We start from the raw sequence: 20,000 nt of genomic DNA, 5'->3' as shown, positions 1-20,000 counted from the left end.
TTTCGCCAAGCGTTTTTAGATGAAGAGGCATACGCAGGCGGATCGGTAGCGGAGCATACAGCTATCGAGCAAGCGAACGAACATTTGGCAGAAGAAGAAATAAAGCAAACATTTTATAACTCATGAGCGATTAAAAAAAATCGCTCTTTGTTTTTTGAAAATATAGAAAAATATAACTATTAATGATATGATGGAAACGTAAAAACTTTTTAAGGAGTGGATGAGTGATGAAACTGAATGAACGAACAATTATTGATGGTTTTATCATGACCCGCTACACGATGGCGATTTTACCACATCTTGGTTCAGGGCAATGTTATTCAAAAGTCATTGAAGAAGACGGTGAGTACATCGTCAAAAAAAGGCCGATCGACATCATTGAGCGAAGCTGCGGCTATTATGGAGCGAGTTTAAAAGGGAGAAAAGAAGGAACAAAAGCCATTATCGGGATTACGCACAAAGCACCGATCGCCGTTGAGCCACTAAATGAAATTTATGTGTTTCCAACAGCCTCACCAAATGACGCACATTGCGTGTGGATCTCGCATATGCATGTCATGAAATATGAGCCTTCTCACCGGGAGAGAACGATCGTCTATTTAAAAAACAACAAAAAGATTTGCCTCGATGTTTCCTACCACTCATTTGTCAACCAGCTATACCGTACTGCACAATTGCGAACGAAACTGTCCGAACGGATGGAAGCGCGCGAACGAAAAATGCAATATTTATTTCGAATGGACAAGCCAGAAGATTTAGAAAAACCTAGACAGATAAAAAAACAAAAAGATAATGAGCCGCAAGATGAAGCATAATAAATTTTTCATGCGGATTTAAGCTCTTTCTATTTATATTCCCCCTACAACCGTGTAAAATAAAAGTGGATAGCAACAATGTGAATGGGGAGTATTCATGGACGTTGAAACATTAAAACAATGGTTTACACTACAACACGTACTACAATTGCTCGAACACTACCGCTCTTTTGGAATGTTGCCGGGCGTGATCGTCACGTTACTGGAATCGTTTTTTCCGATTCTTCCGATGTTCGTGCTTGTCATGGCCAATGCCGCTGCATTTGGCTTATGGAAAGGCATTATGATTTCATGGATTGGGGCTTCCCTCGGCTCGATTTTTGTTTTTTTGCTTGCTAGAAAAATTGGACAAAAGCGATTCTTTCGATTTTTAAATCGCCATCAAAAAGTGAGACAACTTGTAAGCTGGGTAGAGCGCCACGGCTTCGGGCCGCTGTTTTTGTTATTTTGTTTTCCGTTTACTCCATCCGCCATTATTAACGTCGTGGCGGGGTTGTCACGCGTCAGCAGACAACAATTTATTTTAGCAGTTCTGCTCGGGAAAATGGTGATGATTTTTGTGATCAGCTTTATTGGCTATGACCTAGCAGCGCTGGCGAAACAACCGCTTCGTACAGTGGCGGTGGTTGTGATTGTTTTTCTTTTATGGTACGCAGGAAAGAAAGTGGAAGCGAAGTTTTCATTGACAGAAAAACCGAGCGAGGGAGATTCTTAAATTAGGTGAGCAACGGTATGAGCAAACGTCCAATCTATCGAAGAAAATCGGTCATATGGGGAATCGGATTATCCGTTATTTTAGTTATTCGGTTTTTAGTGTTTACCAATTACATCGTGGAAGGCGAATCGATGATGCCAACGCTCCAGCAAGGGAATTTGCTCATTATTAATAAATGGGGAAGCATTCACCGGTTTGATATTGTCGTTTTTCACGCCAATACGCAAGAAGATTACGTCAAACGTGTCATCGGATTGCCTGGGGACCGAATCGCTTATAAAAACGATGTGCTTTATGTCAATGGTAAGCCAATGGAAGAACCGTATTTAAAGCCGTATAAACGAAAATTAATTGATGGGAAATTGACCGGAGATTTCACGCTAGAAGAAGTGACGGGAAAAAAGGTAGTGCCAAAAGGGTGCGTGTTCGTATTAGGAGATAATCGTTTGAACAGTTGGGACAGCCGTCATTTCGGATTTGTGAAAATGAGCAGAATCGTTGGAAAAGTCAATGTACGCTACTGGCCAGTTCACGAATTTGCGACTCGATTTTAAAAGGTATTCAGCACAGAATACCTTTTTCTTTTTTAGTAAAATAAGGGATTTACTACAATCCTCTTTAAAAAAAACGAACGTATGTGCTAAAATAAGAGAAAACAATGGAAAATAAAGGTCAAAAACCCAACGACTAAAGTCGTGGGCTTGATTTGATGGATATGCGTACAGAAAGGAGGAAGCGGAACTTGCGTAAGGCGCAATTCCTTCCTAGTCTTTAGGCAGGGGCTTCCTTGCACAAGTTTCGTGATGATAATTATGTCGCTTCGCTTAATCATCGGAAGAGCAGGGAGAGGAAAAACGACGAAATGTTTAAACGAAATTCGCGAACAGCTTAGGCAGCAACCTGCTGGCCCGCCGATTATTTATCTTGTTCCGGAGCAAATGACGTTTCAATCGGAGTATGCTCTCGTGGAAACGCCAGGGCTTGGCGGAATGATTCGCGCCCAAGTATTGAGTTTTACGCGGCTCGCATGGCGGGTATTGCAAGAAACCGGCGGCATGAGCCGCTACCATTTAAACGAAACAGGCGTTCGGATGTTGTTAAGAAAAATTGTTGAAAAACAGAAAGAAGAACTTGTCCTGTTTGCTCGTGCGACCGATAAACATGGGTTTATTGAACAGCTAGAAGAAATGTTAATCGAGTGCAAACGTTACTGCATTACACCCGCGCAGCTTGAGCAAACGGAAATGCAATTACGCCATCGTGCCAGCGCCGCCGAAAAAGTGCTGGCGGATAAGCTGAAAGACTTGCGGCTTATTTACGCCGAATTTGAACGCCAGCTATTGCAGCGGTACGTCGATTCTGAAGATTATTTGCGGCTGTTAGCGGAAAAAATTCCGCACTCTCGCTACATCCAAGAAGCGGATATTTATGTAGACGGGTTTCATCATTTTACTCCGCAAGAATATATGGTGCTTGAACAGCTATTGTGCTGCGCCAAGCGGGTGACGGTCGCCTTAACCGTTGATGCTCCGTACAATGAACATCTTCCTCACGATCTACATTTGTTTCGCATGACGGGAAAAACGTACCATGAGCTTCGCAACATTGCCCTTTTAAACAACGTGTCGATTGAGGAACTAGAAATGTTGCAAGAAAACGTGCGTCATCGTGACGAGGCGTTGCGCCATTTAGAAATGCACTACGACGCCCGTCCGGCTGTTTCGTTTCCTAGAGATTCTGAATCCGTGCAAATTTATCAAGCGACCAATCGGCGAGCCGAAGTAGAGGGCATTGCGCGTGAAATAATTCGCCTTGCTCGCGACGAAAGGTACAGGTATCGCGAGATGGCCATTTTAGTGCGCAACTCCGAAGATTATCGCGATTTGTTTCATACAATTTTTGCCGATTACAACATCCCGTATTTTATCGATGAGAAAGAATCGATGATGCACCATCCGTTTATTGAACTGATCCGCGCAAGTTTAGAAGCGATTCACACGAATTGGCGATACGAAGCGATTTTTCGCGCGGTCAAAACCGATCTCTTTTTTCCGCCGGACAGCGATGTTCAAGCAATGCGCGAGGCGATGGATCAGCTAGAAAATTACGTACTAGGTCAAGGGATTTATGGAGCAAAGTGGCTTGAACGCTGGACATACCGTCGTTATCGGGGGCTTGAAGGCATTTCTGTGCCGCAAACGAATGAAGAAAAAGCATTTGAAGAGAAGCTGAACGAATGGCGGGAGATGGTGGCTGTTCCGCTTCTGACGCTACAAAAACGGCTGCAAAAAGCAAAAACGGGACGCGACATGTGCGAAGCGCTTTATTTATATTTTGAGCAGCTCGATATTCCGAAGAAGTTGGAAAAGCTGCGTGACGAAGCGGAGCAAAACGGTCAATTGCTTGAGGCGCGCCATCATGAACAAGCGTGGGGTGCGGTTATCGAGTTGCTCGATCAATACGTAGAAATTCTCGGCGAAGAAGCGATGCCGCTAAAACTGTTTGCGGCGATTATCGAAACGGGGCTAGATAGCTTGCAATTTTCGCTCGTACCGCCGGCCATTGACCAAGTGCTCATTGCTCATTTTGACCGTTCCCGCCTTACGGATGTGAAATGCGTATTTATCATTGGCGTGAATGAAGGGGTCATTCCCGCGAAGAAAAGCGATGGTGGCATGCTGTCAGAACAAGATCGTGAACTGCTCCATCATTTTTCGGTGCGCGTTGCTCCGCCAAGCCGGGAACAGCTGTTGGACGAGCCGTTTGCCTTGTATTTGGCGCTGGCAAGTCCAAGCGAGCGGTTGTATATGACGTATCCTTTAGCAGACGAAGAAGGAAAATCGCTATTGCCGTCTATGTTCATTAAAAGAATGAAAGAAATGTTTCCGTCTATTTTAGAAAAACAGTGGGGAAATGAGCCGCTTAGCTTATCGCTTGAGGAACAGCTTTCGTTTATTACGAACCATTTGACGACGCTTAAATCGCTCGCTGTCCAACTGCAAGCGTGGAAGCGGCAATACTCTGTGGAGCCGATTTGGTGGGACGTATATAACTGCTATACGGAACAAGGCGAATGGAAGGAACGCGCGAAAAAAGTATTACGTGCGCTGTTCTATGAGAATAAGCCGAAAAAGCTTGAAAAAGCGATAGGGAAAAAGCTGTATGGCCATAAAATAAAGGCGAGCGTGTCCCGCATCGAGCAATTCAACCGTTGTCCATTTGCCCATTTTGCTTCCTACGGCCTTCGTTTAAAAGAACGAAACGTCTTTCGTTTGGAAGCGCCAGATGTCGGCCAGCTGTTTCACTATGCGCTGAAAATGATTACTGAGCGGATTCGGGCGGAAAAACTTGATTGGGCAGAGCTGTCTAAACAGCAATGCGAGAAATTGTCGTACGAAGCGGTAGAACAAATTGTGCCATACATTCAGCAAGAAATTTTGCTTAGCTCCCATCGCTATCATTACGTAAAACGAAAGCTCCAACGAATTATGGCGCGCACAACAAGCGTATTGAGCGAACAAGCGAAACGAAGTGGGTTTGCGCCGTTGGAAGTGGAATTGCAATTTGGCGACAATGGGCCACTTCCGTCGCTTTTGTTTCCGTTAGCGGACGGCACGGTGTTAGAACTTGTCGGACGCATTGACCGAATCGATCGAGCGGAAAGTTCGCGGGGAGTTTTACTGCGCGTGATCGACTATAAATCAAGCAATAAAAAACTAGACTTTACGGAAATTTATTACGGCTTGACGTTGCAGATGCTCGCATATTTGGATGTTATTATCGAATATGCTGAGCAGCTTGTCGGAACAAATGCGTTTCCAGCAGGCGTGCTATATTTTCATATCCATAACCCGATCATTAAAAGCCCGAACGGGATTTTAAAAGCAGAAGAAGCGGAACAAAAAATATTGGAAAGCTTTAAAATGAACGGATTGGTATTAGAGGACTACGAAGCTATTCAGTTAATGGACAAGACGATCGATGCTGGCAAAGGATCTGCGATTGTACCAGTGAAAATCAATAAAGACGGGTCTGTCTCAAAAACGTCGGCAGTCGTATCAGAACAAGAGTTTGCGTTGTTGCGTCGCCATGTTCGGACTATTTTTCAGCAAGTAGGTATGCAGATGATAGACGGGGTTGTCGATATTGCCCCATATAAGCGGAAGAGCGAAACAGCTTGTCAATATTGCGAATTTAAAGCGGTGTGCCAATTGGATGAATCGCTCGACCAAGACCGCTACCGCCTATTAAAAAATGCCACATTGGATACGCTTCGTCAAACTGGGGGTGAAAATCAATGAAAAAACCAGAAGGAGTACAATGGACGGACGAGCAATGGCGAGCGATTGTGACGGATGGAGCACATACGCTCGTTGCCGCAGCGGCTGGATCGGGAAAAACCGCCGTGCTTGTCGAACGGATTATTCAAAAAATTATCGATGAACAGTGCCCGCTTGATATTGATCGGTTGCTTGTTGTGACGTTTACGAACGCCGCAGCGGCGGAAATGCGTCAACGGATCGCAGAAAGAATCGAAAAGGCGCTGGCGGAAAAGCCGCACTCGCTTCATTTACGGCGGCAACTCAGCCTATTACAAAAAGCGGCGATTTCCACGATCCACTCGTTTTGTTTAGAAGTGATTCGCAAGTATTATTATTTGATTCACATTGATCCTGTTTTCCGGATTGCGGATGAAACAGAAATCGAATTGCTGAAAGAAGAAGTGATCGAAGAACTGTTTGAAGAACAGTATGGAAAAGGAGAAAATGAGGCGTTTTTAAGTGTGGTGGACCGCTACACGAGCGATCGGACCGATGCCAATTTACAAACGATAATTTTACGTTTATACGAATTTTCTCGTTCCCATCCGTATCCGGACGAATGGCTCAACCAGCTTATCGCGTTGTACGATATCGCAGACGAAACAGCGATTGATGAGCTTCCGTTTGTGCGCTATTTATGGCAACATATTGACTTTCAATTGCAAGCGGCGCGACATTTACTTCAGCAAGCGCTTGAGCGGACGGGTGAGCCAAACGGCCCCGATTATCTTCGAGAAACATTAGAAGGCGATTTGGTGAAATTGCAACAATTAGAGGAAGCACGCAACGCTTCGTGGCAAAAGCTTTATGAAGCGTTTCAGGCGCTCACATGGCCGACGGCGAAGCGGAAGCCGAAAAACGGGACATATGATGAAGAACTGACGGAAGTTGTAAAAGAGTTACGAGACAAAGCGAAAGCGAAACTGAAAGACGTAAAAGAAGAATTGTTCTCGTTCCAACCGGAAACATGGCTTCGCCATTTGCGAGAAATGAAGCCGATCGTCGAGGTGATCGTCGACCTTGTTCAACAACTGGCCGAACGACTCCAAAAACGGAAAGAAGAAAAAGGCATTGTCGATTTTTCCGATTTAGAGCATTACTGTCTGCGAATTTTGCGGCATCCTTCGTCGACGCCGAAACAGCTACTTCCTTCTGACGCGGCCCTTGACTACCGCGCGCAGTTTGAAGAAGTGCTCATTGACGAGTACCAGGACGTCAACATGGTCCAAGAAACGATTTTGCGGCTAGTGATTCACGAGGAAGAAGCCGCGGGCAATTTATTTATGGTTGGGGATGTAAAGCAGTCCATCTACCGATTCCGTTTGGCTGAGCCGTTTCTCTTTTTAACGAAATATCGTCGGTTTTCACCAAATGAAGCAGGGACGGGCGTTCGCATTGACTTGGCGCAAAATTTCCGCAGTCGCCGTGAAATTTTGGACGGCACTAACTTTATTTTTAAGCAGATCATGGGCGAAACGGTCGGCGAAATTGCGTATGACGACGATGCGGAATTGAAGTTTGGGGCTGCGTACTATCCAGAAAAAGAGCATCGGATTGAGTGTATCGTGATCGATCGTGCCGATAATGGGGGAGAAGAACAAGACGAGGTAAATGAACAACAAGAGCTAGAGAACGCGGAACTAGAGGCGCGGTGGATGGCGCAAAAAATTAAGCAATTGATCGACGAGCCATTTTACGTATACGACCGTCATTTGCAAAAAGAACGGCGCATTATGTATCGCGACATCGTTATTTTGTTGCGCTCGATGCCATGGGCCTCGCAAATGATGGAAGAATTCCGGAAGCAAGGAATCCCAATTTATACCGAACTTTCATCGGGCTATTTTGCGGCAACGGAAGTATCAATCATGTTGTCATTGTTAAAAGTGATCGACAACCCGTATCAAGACATTCCGTTTGCAGCGGTGCTTCGCTCGCCGATTGTTGGATTGGATGAAAACGAACTAGCGCTTTTGCGGCTTGAAAAACCGAAAGGATCTTTTTATGAAGCGTTTTCGGCCTTTTTGACTAAACAGCCGTTAGGTGAAAAAGAAGCAGTGCTACATCATAAAATTGCACCATTTGCCGCACAATTGCCAACTTGGCGGACAGCTGCACGACAAAACTCGCTGGCGGAATTGCTTTGGAAAATATACCGCGATACTGGCTTTTACGATTTTGTAGGCGGCATGCTAGGCGGCAAACAGCGGCAGGCGAACTTGCGGGCGTTATATGAAAAGGCGCGGCAATTTGAAAAAACGTCATTCCGTGGCATTTTCCGGTTTTTACGTTTTATCGAGCGCATGCAAGAGCGCAACGATGATTTTGGCGCAGCGCGAGCACTCGGCGAGCAAGAAGATGTCGTACGGTTAATGACGATTCATAAAAGCAAAGGCTTAGAGTTTCCAGTCGTTTTTGTCGCTGGATTAGGAAAAAGCTTTAATATGCAAGATTTACGGCGAAACGATTTATTGGATAAAGATCTCGGCTTTGCGACGCATTTTGTTCATCCGCATTTGCGCGTCAGCTATCCGACACTCGCGCAATTAGCGGTGAAAAAAAAGCAGGCGCTTGAATTGTTCGCAGAAGAAATGCGCGTCTTATATGTCGCGTTAACGAGGGCAAAAGAAAAACTATATTTAGTCGGGACAGTGAAAAAGCTAGAAAACGAGAAAAAAAGATGGCAATCCGTACGGGCGCATGAAAATTGGCTGTTGCCTGATTATGTGCGCGCTTCAGCGAAAAGCTATTTAGACTGGATTGGACATGCGCTCATCCGCCATGCCGACAGCTTACCGCTTCATCACGGCCGCATTGAACAAAGCGAAATTGCTGTCCATCCGTCCCGATGGACTGTGCAAGTCGTTGCTGCTTCGGAGTTTTACAAGCAAGCGCATGAGCCGGAGCGAACAGCGGAGCAAATGAGCGAATTATTGCAACGGCTTGAGCCTGTCCCGCTGCAAAGCAGCTTTCATGAAGAAGTGAAACGGCGGATGAATTGGTTATATCCGCACTGGTCATCGACCATCTCTCGTGCGAAACAGACTGTGTCAGAATTAAAACGGCAGCGGGAAACGTTTGGCGTTCACGGCGATCAAGCGTTGTTGCGTCCGTTTCGCACGGAAATAACGGAACGGCCTCGTTTTATGCAGGCGAAAAAATTAAGTCCCACTGAAAAAGGAACGGTCATGCACCTTGTGATGCAGCATATCGACTTAACACGGGACATCACGGAAGCAGCGATTCGCGAACAAATTGCGAAAATGGTGCACGGGGAATGGTTGACCGACGAGCAGGCGCAAGAAGTGGATATTGCTAGCATTTTAACCTTTTTTCAAACTGATATCGGTCGCCGTCTGCGCCAAGCAGCGCATGTGGAACGCGAAGTACCATTCAGCTTGGCACTTCCGGCGCATGAAACGTATGCACAATGGAACGACGGGGAAGAAACGGTGCTCGTTCAAGGGGTGTTTGACTGCATCTTTGAAGATGAACAAGGATTCGTGCTCATTGATTTTAAAACCGATCATGTTCGTTGGGTGAATGATGTGCAAACATTGATGATCGAGCGTTATCGTGTGCAAATGGAACTGTATCGCCGAGCGATCGAACAAATTTGGAAAAAGCGCGTCGACGAATGCTACATTTATGTGTTTGACTGTGCGCAACTGTTTCCAATGTAGGAGGGGAGAAGGGTGCGAGTTTTGCATACTGCCGATTGGCATTTAGGAAAAACGCTCGAAGGCCGGAGTCGGTTCCGCGAGCAAGAACAATTTATCGATGAACTTGTTTCCATTGTGGAACAAGAGCAGATCGACGCCGTATTACTAGCAGGCGATGCGTTTGATACCGTTAACCCGCCAGCAGCAGCCGAGCAGCTCTTTTACGAAAGTCTTGCGAGGCTATCCGACGGTGGGAGGCGGCCGGTAGCGGTCATTGCAGGAAACCATGACCATCCGGACCGCCTCACGGCTGCGTCCGTGTTGGCGGCTACCCATTCGATTATTTTGCTCGGTTTGCCGACCATTGAGGTACAGACGATTTATGTTCCATCATGTGACGAAACGATGGTGCTAGCCGCCCTTCCGTATCCGTCTGAATCGCGGCTTTCGCAACTATTGGCCGCTGAGGGCGACGAGCAACAACTGCGTAACCGATATGACGAAAAAATTGGCGAGTTGTTTGCCGCGATGAATAAACAGTTTCGCGCTGATGCGGTCAATATCGCCATGAGCCACCTTTATGTCGCCGGTGGAGCGACATCGGATTCAGAGCGGCCGATTGAAGTCGGCGGGGCCTATACCGTTTCACCGGAACGGTTTCCAAAAGATGCACAGTATGTTGCGCTTGGGCATTTGCACCGCCCGCAAAACGTAAAACACGCCCTTCAGCCGGCCCGCTACTCCGGTTCACCGCTAGCTTACAGCTTTTCAGAAGCAGGATATGCGAAGTCGGTAACGATTGTTGATGTAAAACCCGGCCAGCCGGCAAATGTATTGGAAATTCCGCTTTCTAGCGGGCGACCGCTTGTCAAATGGAAAGCGACGGAAGGTATCGCGCAAGTATATCGTTGGCTAGATGAGGGAAGAGACCGAAATGCGTGGATTGACTTAGAAATTTACGTCGAGCATTCATTGACGCTAGAAGACATTCAGCGGTTGCGCAAGCGACATGAAGGATTCGTCTACATTCGCCCGCACTTTTTACAGAAAGAAGAATTCGCATGGGAAATGCGAGAAAACGTTCCGATGGAAACGTTGTTCGAACGTTTTTACGAAAAACAAACGGGCGGGGCTAAGCCGACAGCGGAGCTAGTTCGGCTGTTTATGGAGCTGCTTGCTGAGGAAGACGGGGGTGAATGAACTGTTAAATAATATCTACAAAATTTTATAAACATTTGTATACATTTTATATATTTTTCGGTATTGCCAACAAAGCGAAGAAAATGATTCAGGAGTTGGGTCAGGATGATTAAAACGTACAAAGTCATGCTTCTGCCCAACAATAAGCAAAAGACGAAGCTATTTCAATGCGCTGGTGTTGCTATATAAGCAGCAATAAAGATTTTCGTGCTTTTGAATGCTTATAATTATGTTATTCATAGTGGGATAAGACGAGATTATTGAATGGATTCACTGTAAAACATAAATTCAACTTATATAGATGGGCATATAACTTTACATTAGCACAACAACAAGAGAATGACAAACAAGGCGGTAAGTTTTTGAAAGACGGTGAAATAAGAAAAAGGCTAACGAAGCTGAAACAAACGAAAGAATATGCATGGCTCAATCAATTCTCAAACAACATCACAAAACAAGCGATCAAAGATGCAACGAATGCCTACAAACACTTTTTTGAAGGGCGGACGAAGTTTCCGAAGTTCAAAACGAAAAAACGAACGCGCCCAAGTTTTTATCAAGATACTTCAAAAATCAAAGTGACCGACACACACGTGAAACTAGAGAAACTCACACCTTCGAAAAAGAAAAACAAACAAAAATTCAATTGGATTCGTTTGGCGGAACGAGGTCGTATTTCATATGGAAAACATGTGAAATACGTCAACCCACGAATCGTGTTTGATGGACTGCATTGGTTTTTAACAATCGGTGTAGAAGAAGCCGAAGGGAATCATGAAACGTACAACGAAGGCATCGGGATTGATTTAGGTGTCAAACATTTAGCTACTGTCAGCAATGGCATGACATTTCCTAACATCAACCACACGCCGAAAGTGAAAAAGCTTGAAAAACAGATCAAGCGACTACAAAGAAAACTGTCGCGAAAATATGAAATGAATAAAATTCAAACCGAAGGAGGTGAATTCCGTTACAGAAAAACGGAAAATATCAAGAAACTTGAATTCCTTGTGTTGAAAAAACGCCGAAGGCTGAAAAACATACAGTTAAACCACACCCACCACATCACAACAGCGTTGGTGAAAACCAAGCCAGCGTATGTCGTGATGGAACATTTAAATACAAGTGGCATGTTAAAAAACCGTAAGCTATCCAAAGCGATTCAACAACAAACATTCCACGAGTTCAAACGACAAATGACGTACAAATGTGCATGGCATGGCATCGAGTTGATCGTGGCAGATCGTTTTTATCCTTCAAGCAAAAGGTGTAGCCGTTGCGGTCATGTGAAAGAGAAGCTTTCTTTATCCGAACGAATATACCGCTGTGAAGCGTGTGGGATGGAAATCGATCGTGATTTGAATGCTAGCATCAATTTGAGAAACTATGCCACATCTAGCATATAGCACGACATGTACCCATACGTTAGTGGGGAAGTAAAGCCTTCGGAGCGCCGCACAAAACGAGAGTAGCTTTGGCGAAATCGGACGCGATGAACAAGGAAGGAAACGTAGACCTTTATAAGTTTCTTATAAAGTCTTGTAAGTTTTCTGTAACGGTGTGGAGCAATGAAGCCAATTCGCTTAACCGTGGCAGGATTACATAGCTTCCGCGAAAAGCAAACGATTGATTTTGAAAAGCTGTGCGAAGGTGGGCTTTTTGGCATTTTCGGACCGACGGGAAGCGGGAAATCGTCGATTTTAGATGCGATGACGTTGGCATTATACGGCAACGTGGAACGGGCCGCGAACAATACGCACGGCATTATGAACCATGCAGAAAACGAGCTATCCGTTTCATTCACGTTTGAATTAATGAACGCCGCCGGAAAAAAGCGATATACGGTCGAACGAACGTTTAAACGGAGCGATGAATGGCGCGTCAAAACGGCCATCAGCCGCTTGATAGAAGAAGGAAGCGAACGGGTCGTGCTGGCGGACAAAGCGCGGGATGTCGATGAACGAGTGAAGCAGCTGCTCGGATTAGAAATGAAAGACTTTACTCGCGCAGTCGTTCTTCCCCAAGGGAAGTTCGCGGAATTTTTATCGCTAAAGGGCGTAGAGCGGCGGCAAATGCTCCAACGGCTGTTTAACCTTGAACGATACGGTGACGAACTGAACGAAAAATTAAAAACAAAACTGGCAACGGTAATGGCAAATTTAGATGCGATCCGAGCTGAACAGGCAGGGCTTGGCGACGCTTCTCAAGCAGCGCTTGCGGAACAAAAACGGCAGCTAGAGGCGCTTGAGTGTGAACTTGAACTACAAAAAGAGCGGCTCGCGCAAATAATCGAACGCTATGAGCGAGAGAAACAACTATGGCAATGGCAGAAGGAAAAAGAATACGCTGAACAGCAGCTAGCTCTATGTCAGCAAAACGAAGAAACGATCGCCCACCTCGAACGAAAGCAAAAGCGAGCAGAGGAAGCGGAGCGATTGCTGCCGTATCTTCAACAATACGAACAAACGAAGCAGGAGGCCGAGAAGTGGGCAAAGGAGTTGGAAACAACAGAAAAGCAGCTGCACGTTGTACGGCAACAATATGAGCAAGCGGCGGAGGCATACCGTTTGATTCGAACGAAAAAAAGCGAGGAAGAGCCGAAGTGGCTGCAAAAAAAAGAGCAGTTGTTACAGGCGCAACAGCTGTTTGAGCGGATGAAAAGCATCGAACAAGAGATCGCAGCGAGCGGAAGTCAGCTTGCGACTCTCACGGAAAAAGAAGAGCAAATCAAACAAGCTCTCGAACAACTATCCGACCTTTACGAACGTGCATTGGAAAAACAAAAATGGCTAAAAGAATCGTGGCAACAAAAACAAGTCGACGTGCAACGAAAAGAACGTATTTACCAAGCATACGAAGAAAAAAGAGAAATTCATTCACTGGAGCGGGCGCTTCAAGAAATTCGTGACGAATGGCGGCAAAAGCAAGCGCAGCATGACGAACTTGTAAAAATAGTACAGGCGGAAGCAGAACGATGGGAAACTTTCAAGAAAAAAGAGCGAGCGCATTTTCATCGAACCGAAAGGCTATATCACCTTGTGTGTGAGCACGAAACGGAGCTAGAAAAGCTGCTTTATAAAATGAAACAGGCACAAAAAGCAGCCCAACAAGAGCGAATGCGTCACACAGCTGCTTTGTTAGCTGCGACATTGCAAGCCGGTAGCCCTTGTCCCGTTTGCGGCTCTGTTCACCATCCACAACCGGCACAGCCGCCGACTAGCGAGAACGAACAACAGCTCGAAGAATGGGAGCAGCAGTTAGAGCAAGCCCAGTTACTTGTTCAACCGCTGCAAACGTTGAAAATGAAGATACAGCAATTAGCAGAGCTTATGACGGCGGGAACAACAGAGACACTATTAGCAAGCGATGCTGAAAAAGTAAAGAGGGAAGTGGAAAGTGCAAAAGAACGTTCGTTCACGGAACAATTAAAGCATATTTCCGTAGAAGTGAAAGCGTTGCAGCAAGATTATGTGCAATGCCAAGAAGCAACAAATGAGCTATTGAAACAGCGAAAAATGCTAGAAATGAAGCAACAAGAGTTATTGCACCAACAAGCGGCGTTGGAACGGGAAATAAACGAACGGGGCGAAAAATACAAGGAGCGCATGCTTGTTCGTGAGGAGCGGCTGCAAAAGTGGCGGGAGATATATCCAGATTTAGTGTTTGAAACGATCGAACAAACGATGAAACAATTGCAAGCAGATGAAAAAGAAGCGCAGTCGCTGCAAGAGCGCATTGAGAAAAGCATCCGTTTTTTAGAAGAAAAAAATAATGAGCGCGAACAACTGAAAGAACAGTGGCAACAGCTTGAACGGGCAAAAGCAGAACAAGCTACATTGCAACAAATGAAACAGCAGCAATACGAAGAATACGAACGGGCACTACCGTTTCAAGTGAAGCCAGAAGAGGTTGCTCATTTACTAGCAAAAACGGAGCAACAGATAGTACAACTGCAACAGCAAGAAACAGAAACGTACGAAACATGGACGCAGATACAACGGCAATACCAAGTGCTACAAGCAAACTATCAGGCTGCGCAGCTGGCGTTTTTGGAAAGTAACAAGCGCTGGGAACAAGCGCAAGCCGAATGGAATGAACGACTGGCGAAAAGTGAGTGGTCGTCAAATGATGACATCCGCCAAGCGCTATTAACGGTAGAAGAGAAAGCGGCTATTTCTGAACAGATCGCGCAGCATCGTGACAACAAGCTCAAATGGCAAAACGAATGGAAACGAATTACAACGATGATGAATGGGGAAGAAATGACAGAAGAGCAATGGCGCCAAACAGAACAGCTACGCCGCGAACAAGAAACGAAGATGACGGAATGCATTGAACGAGCCGCTTCAGCAAAAACGAAAATGGAAGAGTTGCAAGAAAAACACGTCCGTTTTCAAGAGCTCGAACGGCAACGAATCGTTGTAGAAAGGCTAGTTAATCAATACCGCGAGCTGCAAAGTGTACTACGCGGCAATAGCTTCGTCGAGTTTATCGCAGAAGAGCAACTCATTCGTGTGACACGCGATGCTTCTGAGCGACTTGGTGCGTTAACGCGGCAACGATATGCGATTGAAGTTGATTCCGAAGGCGGCTTTATGATCCGTGATGACGCTAATGGCGGAGTTCGTCGCCCGGTGACGACGTTGTCAGGTGGAGAAACATTTTTAACATCCTTATCATTGGCGCTTGCTTTATCTGCGCAAATTCAATTGCGCGGTGAATATCCATTGCAATTTTTCTTTTTAGACGAAGGCTTCGGCACGCTCGATAGTGAATTGCTCGATGTCGTCATTACGACGCTTGAAAGGTTGCAAGCAAACGATATGGCAATCGGTGTGATCAGCCACGTTCAAGAACTGCGTGCCCGCCTGCCGAAACGGCTTGTCGTCAAACCGGCAGAACCATCGGGGCGCGGCACACTCGTCAGTTTAGAAATAATGTAAAAAGGTGGGATTATTCCCACCTTTAATTATTGCCAGCAACATTGCTGTCAAACACATCAGGATCAAACGTGTTAGTCAAACTGATCCCGTTATTCGTAATAATAAAATCTCCAGTATTGAATCCTCCGGCACCTCCTAGTGTTTTCGTGGCTATTTTCGGTGCAATGTAGAGCGTATCCCCCACTTGGAACACGGCACCGCTTCCTATATTTGTAATCTTAATCGGACCGACTACTGCAGGCATATTTATCCATCCTTTGTTATGCGAATCGCTGTTTTTGGAGTGGGGGCGATGGAATCGGCTAATTGGCGAATATGTTTAATTCTCGTTTCGCCGCTAATCGTGGAAGTAGAGCCAATATGAACGACGGACGCTGTCGAAGCAGCGATCAAATAAACGGAACGAACCGACAAAACCGGGGACTCATTGAGGCGATACGTGCGAACAGAGGCGGGGACATCGAGCTTTGGAATCGGTTTAGTAAGCACCGGAAATCCCACTTCTCCTTCGCCTCCATAAAAAAGCTCATATTGCCGTTGAACAGCTAATACGTTCGAGCGGGCGGTAATTTCGCGTGAGTCGCCAATTTGCAGAACGGAACTGAGAAGAAACACTTTACTATTGAGTAGCTGAACCATTGATAATCGTTTCACGGCGCAGACAACCTTTCATCTAGTAGTTTATGACCCTTTTGGCGTAAGCGGAACGAACGGACCGATAATCAACGATTCCGGCGGGGTATCAAAAGCGGATGCAAGATTAATGATGTCAGCATCGCCGATTAAAAAGATAGATGAACTCGTGACGGCCGTCAAATAAATATCGCCGATTTGTATTTCACGGTTAACGACGGTATAATTCATCTTTCTCCTCCTTGCTTTGGTAAATGTTTCATAAAACTGTCTAACGATTGCTCAATGTCTTGTTTGACTTTATTGACAATTTCCGTTTCCACTGCTTCGGAAGAACTCGGATCTGGAACGTAGCCGCTATTCATTTTTTGTTGCAAATAAAAGTGAATTCGTTCATCGATTTGCCGCTGAACGTCTTGCAAAATAAATTGGCGATACGTTTCATCGAGCGGATAGGCATATTTTGTTTCCAACTGTTCCAATATCGTTTTACAGTCGTTCGCTAAATATTCGTTAATTTTGCTTTGAATGCTGCGGAACAATACCGGCTCTGGCTTCGGAACGACCGTTTTTTCAGGACTGACGGAAAAATCTTCAATCAGCGTGCCCCCGTTCGGTGTCAGCCCGATATTTAACGTTCCTTCCAACGTTTCGACTTTTAGTTGGTCAAATTTATATTCAATTTTTTCGATCATCGTTTGCGGACGTTGTTTTAACTCTTGAATTTCTTTTTCAAGGTGAGCAATCTGCTGTTCGAGATGCTTGATTTTATTTGTCTGCCAAGTTAAATAATGGTGCAATTTTGTGAAGTAATCGTGTGGAAACGAAGTGCTCATGTGGCGATCATCCTCTCAAAGGTCCCCTCTCTTTCTAGTATATGAACAGCTACTCGTTGTCATCACTTTTTTGGCGAGTCGCAGAATGAAGCGGAACCAACGGAGTGAACGGACCAGCCAACTTCGCTTCCGGAGCGGGTTGAGTAAATCCGCCTGTATTGCTTAACGTTGAATGCGCTTGAATGCTACCGGCACTGCCGATTTGCAAGACAGATGAGTTCGATACGGAGCCGATTTTCAATTGATAAATCCATATACTTTGATTGATATAGAAATTCATCGTTCCCCTCCTTTACGCGTTGCCGACAATATTTTCATCTGCCACATCTGCATCGTTTGTGTTTGTATTGCTGTAATAGTTATAAACATGCAACCCGTTTCCGGTATTGAACGAGCCAGCACCAGCAAACGTTTTAGCAACGCTGTACGGAGAAATCGCAAACACATCGCCGATATGAAAAACCCCGCTGCTCCCGATGCTGTTCAGTTTGACGACTCCAACGAATGCGGGCATACATAAACACCTTTCTTTCGTTCTCAGTATATCGTATGGGCATGGGCGGGAAAAGGTGCGGTTAGTTGTTTGCTACATTGTTTGCATCGGCAATGTCTGGATCTGCCGTGTTCGTGAAGCTAACAAATGTATTCGTTTGCATAAAATCCCCGTTATTCCCTCCCCCTGAACCTAAATGGGATTTTACAGTGCTTTTCGGTGTAATTTGCAAGACGTCACCAAAGTTTACCGTTCCGTCGCCGCTAACGTTTGTAATTTTGATTGGTCCACCAATAAAAGACGGCATATGTTCACATCCTTTCTTATACGCCTTATTGTATTGTATGAAATCGGAAAGAAAGTGTTGAATGCGGGTAGATGTCCATACGTTTTTTTGTTTATTTCATAGAATAAAACATAAAAGATGAAAGAGGATGATGGACATGCCAGCGGTAATTATTGGTGGGGTGAAAGTGACGAGCGTTGGCGGGAACGGTACGGTCAATATGGGAGATGTGCTCCAAATCGCCCCGAAAAGTACGGCTAAATCGAATTCTGGAGCAGGCGGCAGCAATACCGGCGATTTTTTGCAAACGAATACGTTTTGCAGTGTCACGAATACGTTTGATGCCGATTTGAACGGCTCAAATAATATCGCCAATAAGTAAAAGCGTTGCAAAAAATTGTAACGCTTTTTCTTGAAAAATATGCTATAATTTTATTGAATTTTCAAACAAAAAGGGGGATGGGGAGATGAATGTACCGTTAGTATTAACGCAATTTTTAGACCGAGCGGTGGCGTTGTATGGCGAAAAAACAGGGGTCATCTGTGGAGAAAGAGAGCTTACATATCGGCAGCTGAACGATCGAGTGAATCAGCTGTCGCACGGACTAAGGGAGCTAGGGGTACAACAAGGCGATCGCGTGGCTTATTTAGCGCCAAATACGCTTGAAATGTTCGAAGGGTTTTACGGTGTCTTTCAGCTCGGAGCGATTATGGTGCCGCTAAACATTCGTCTAAAGCCGGATGACTATTTGTTTATTTTGAATCATAGCGAAAGCAAAGTGCTATTTGTCGACCAAGAATTATATTACTTAATTGTGCCGATTAAGGACAAGCTCGAAACGGTCGAGAAAATCATCGTTCATTACAAAGACGATGCTACCGATGAAATCGCTTACGATGAATGGCTCGCGCAATTTCCGACCGCGCCATTTTCCCGGCCAGAAATCGATGAAAATGATGTATGCAGCCTTCTTTATACGAGCGGAACGACAGGAAATCCGAAAGGGGTTATGCTGACGCATCGCAATAACTATCTTCATGCATTAGTTACGATGCACCATTTACGTGTATCCGACTGCGATAATTATTTGCACGTATTGCCAATGTTTCATGTCAACGGCTGGGGAGCGCCATTCTATTATACCGCCAATGGCGCAACGCACATTTGTTTGCGCAAGGCCGCGCCGGAACTTATTTTTGACTGCATAAAAAAATATCACGTGAACGTTATGCATATGGCGCCGACCGTATTAAATTCGCTGTTGCAATATTACGAACAGCACGTGCCAACGATTGATCATCCTGTTCGCGTCGTTATTGCCGGCTCAGCACCGCCGCCTGCGTTTGTGACGCGCGTTGAAAAAGAACTGGGATGGGAATTCATTCAAGTATACGGCATGACCGAATCATCGCCATTAAGCACTGTTTCTACGATTCGTTCGCATTTAAGCCACTTGCCGCTTCATGAACAATATCGCATGAAAGCAAAAGCTGGTCATGCGATGATTGGCTGTGAAGTAAAAGTGATCAATGAACATGGGGAAGAAGTGCCGCACGATGGGCAATCGATCGGCGAAGTCGTTGTTAGAAGCAACGGTGTCATGAAAGGGTATTGGAAAAATCCAGAGGCGACGATGGAAACGATTCGAAACGGCTGGCTCCATACCGGCGATATGGCGACCGTCGACGAATACGGAAACATTGACATCGTCGACCGGAAAAAGGATATTATTATTAGCGGCGGCGAAAATATTTCTTCGATTGAAGTGGAAGGGGTTCTTTATGACCATCCCGCGGTGTTAGAAGCAGCGGTCATTGCTGCTCCGCATGAAAAATGGGGAGAAACACCGCATGCGTTCGTAGTCGTTCGACCAGGCCATCATGTCACTGAACAAGAGTTGGTCGTCTTTTCCCGTGAGAAATTAGCCCACTTCAAAGCGATTACAGGCGTAACGTTTGTGAAAGAACTTCCGAAAACAGCATCAGGAAAAATTCAAAAAGTTCATTTGCGTAATGAATACTGGAAAACACACGGAAAAACAAGCCGGTATGTCAACTAAAATAATCGGGCGTCCGCCAGCGAAGCGGCGCCTTT

At 45.4% G+C, this 20,000-nt stretch carries 18 protein-coding genes; 11 read left to right on the top strand and 7 right to left on the bottom strand.

Features of this window, described 5'->3' with window-relative positions:
• Nucleotides 1-227: 227 nt before the first annotated feature.
• The 9 genes from M4I42_RS07320 (at nucleotide 228) to M4I42_RS07285 (ending at nucleotide 15,657) form a co-directional block, all read left to right on the top strand.
• Nucleotides 228-815: a competence protein ComK gene (locus M4I42_RS07320; RefSeq protein WP_268851553.1), complete on the top strand. Its 588-nt coding sequence runs from the start codon at nucleotides 228-230 to the stop codon at nucleotides 813-815.
• 97 nt (nucleotides 816-912) lie between these two features.
• Nucleotides 913-1,530, top strand: coding sequence for a TVP38/TMEM64 family protein (locus tag M4I42_RS07315; RefSeq protein WP_268851548.1), 618 nt, complete (start codon nucleotides 913-915; stop codon nucleotides 1,528-1,530).
• A 17-nt stretch (nucleotides 1,531-1,547) separates the two neighbouring features.
• Nucleotides 1,548-2,084, top strand: a complete 537-nt coding sequence (gene lepB, locus M4I42_RS07310; protein WP_268851547.1) for a signal peptidase I — start codon at nucleotides 1,548-1,550, stop codon at nucleotides 2,082-2,084.
• 258 nt (nucleotides 2,085-2,342) lie between these two features.
• Complete coding sequence (gene addB, locus M4I42_RS07305) at nucleotides 2,343-5,831, top strand: helicase-exonuclease AddAB subunit AddB (RefSeq protein ID WP_268851546.1); 3,489 nt, start codon at nucleotides 2,343-2,345, stop codon at nucleotides 5,829-5,831.
• Nucleotides 5,828-9,535: a helicase-exonuclease AddAB subunit AddA gene (gene addA, locus M4I42_RS07300; RefSeq protein ID WP_268851545.1), complete on the top strand. Its 3,708-nt coding sequence runs from the start codon at nucleotides 5,828-5,830 to the stop codon at nucleotides 9,533-9,535. Before addB ends, addA begins: the two co-directional genes overlap by 4 nt.
• Nucleotides 9,536-9,547: 12 nt before the next feature.
• Nucleotides 9,548-10,714, top strand: coding sequence for an exonuclease SbcCD subunit D (locus M4I42_RS07295; RefSeq protein ID WP_268851544.1), 1,167 nt, complete (start codon nucleotides 9,548-9,550; stop codon nucleotides 10,712-10,714).
• A gap of 105 nt (nucleotides 10,715-10,819) precedes the next feature.
• Entirely contained in the window at nucleotides 10,820-10,903 is an 84-nt protein-coding gene (locus tag M4I42_RS17150; RefSeq protein WP_442864082.1) for a helix-turn-helix domain-containing protein, read from the top strand.
• A 71-nt stretch (nucleotides 10,904-10,974) separates the two neighbouring features.
• The gene (locus M4I42_RS07290) at nucleotides 10,975-12,120 is read left to right on the top strand and encodes an RNA-guided endonuclease InsQ/TnpB family protein (protein WP_268851543.1); all 1,146 of its coding nucleotides are present in this window, start codon (nucleotides 10,975-10,977) and stop codon (nucleotides 12,118-12,120) included.
• A gap of 162 nt (nucleotides 12,121-12,282) precedes the next feature.
• Nucleotides 12,283-15,657, top strand: a complete 3,375-nt coding sequence (locus tag M4I42_RS07285) for an AAA family ATPase (RefSeq protein ID WP_268851542.1) — start codon at nucleotides 12,283-12,285, stop codon at nucleotides 15,655-15,657.
• Nucleotides 15,658-15,679: 22 nt separating this feature from the next.
• Here M4I42_RS07285 and M4I42_RS07280 read toward each other — a convergent pair whose 3' ends face one another.
• From M4I42_RS07280 to M4I42_RS07250, 7 genes are all read right to left on the bottom strand, one after another.
• Nucleotides 15,680-15,901 (bottom strand): spore germination protein, encoded by a 222-nt coding sequence (locus M4I42_RS07280; protein ID WP_268851541.1) that lies wholly within the window; start codon nucleotides 15,899-15,901, stop codon nucleotides 15,680-15,682.
• Between the two features lie 2 nt (nucleotides 15,902-15,903).
• A complete protein-coding gene (locus M4I42_RS07275) occupies nucleotides 15,904-16,311 on the bottom strand; it encodes a spore germination protein GerPE (RefSeq protein WP_268851540.1) in 408 nt (135 codons plus the stop codon).
• Between the two features lie 27 nt (nucleotides 16,312-16,338).
• Entirely contained in the window at nucleotides 16,339-16,521 is a 183-nt protein-coding gene (locus M4I42_RS07270) for a spore gernimation protein GerPD (protein WP_268851539.1), read from the bottom strand.
• Nucleotides 16,518-17,126, bottom strand: a complete 609-nt coding sequence (locus M4I42_RS07265) for a spore germination protein GerPC (protein WP_268851538.1) — start codon at nucleotides 17,124-17,126, stop codon at nucleotides 16,518-16,520. Before M4I42_RS07265 ends, M4I42_RS07270 begins: the two co-directional genes overlap by 4 nt.
• Nucleotides 17,127-17,175: 49 nt before the next feature.
• Nucleotides 17,176-17,406, bottom strand: a complete 231-nt coding sequence (locus M4I42_RS07260) for a spore germination protein GerPB (RefSeq protein WP_268851537.1) — start codon at nucleotides 17,404-17,406, stop codon at nucleotides 17,176-17,178.
• A gap of 12 nt (nucleotides 17,407-17,418) precedes the next feature.
• Entirely contained in the window at nucleotides 17,419-17,640 is a 222-nt protein-coding gene (locus M4I42_RS07255; protein ID WP_268851536.1) for a spore germination protein, read from the bottom strand.
• A gap of 61 nt (nucleotides 17,641-17,701) precedes the next feature.
• The gene (locus tag M4I42_RS07250) at nucleotides 17,702-17,926 is read right to left on the bottom strand and encodes a spore germination protein (RefSeq protein ID WP_268851535.1); all 225 of its coding nucleotides are present in this window, start codon (nucleotides 17,924-17,926) and stop codon (nucleotides 17,702-17,704) included.
• A gap of 136 nt (nucleotides 17,927-18,062) precedes the next feature.
• Here M4I42_RS07250 and M4I42_RS07245 point away from each other — a divergent pair, with 136 nt between their 5' ends.
• Together M4I42_RS07245 and M4I42_RS07240 are read left to right on the top strand one after the other, a co-directional pair.
• Complete coding sequence (locus M4I42_RS07245) at nucleotides 18,063-18,287, top strand: spore germination protein (protein WP_268851534.1); 225 nt, start codon at nucleotides 18,063-18,065, stop codon at nucleotides 18,285-18,287.
• Between the two features lie 85 nt (nucleotides 18,288-18,372).
• Nucleotides 18,373-19,965 carry a long-chain-fatty-acid--CoA ligase gene (locus M4I42_RS07240; RefSeq protein ID WP_268851533.1) on the top strand — a complete coding sequence of 531 codons (1,593 nt, stop codon included), beginning with the start codon at nucleotides 18,373-18,375 and terminating at the stop codon, nucleotides 19,963-19,965.
• Nucleotides 19,966-20,000 lie beyond the last annotated feature (35 nt).

The organism is Anoxybacillus sp. J5B_2022, from assembly GCF_026847645.1.
Taxonomy (GTDB): Bacteria; Bacillota; Bacilli; order Bacillales; family Anoxybacillaceae; genus Anoxybacteroides.
This window is presented reverse-complemented; position numbering and strand designations above follow the sequence as displayed.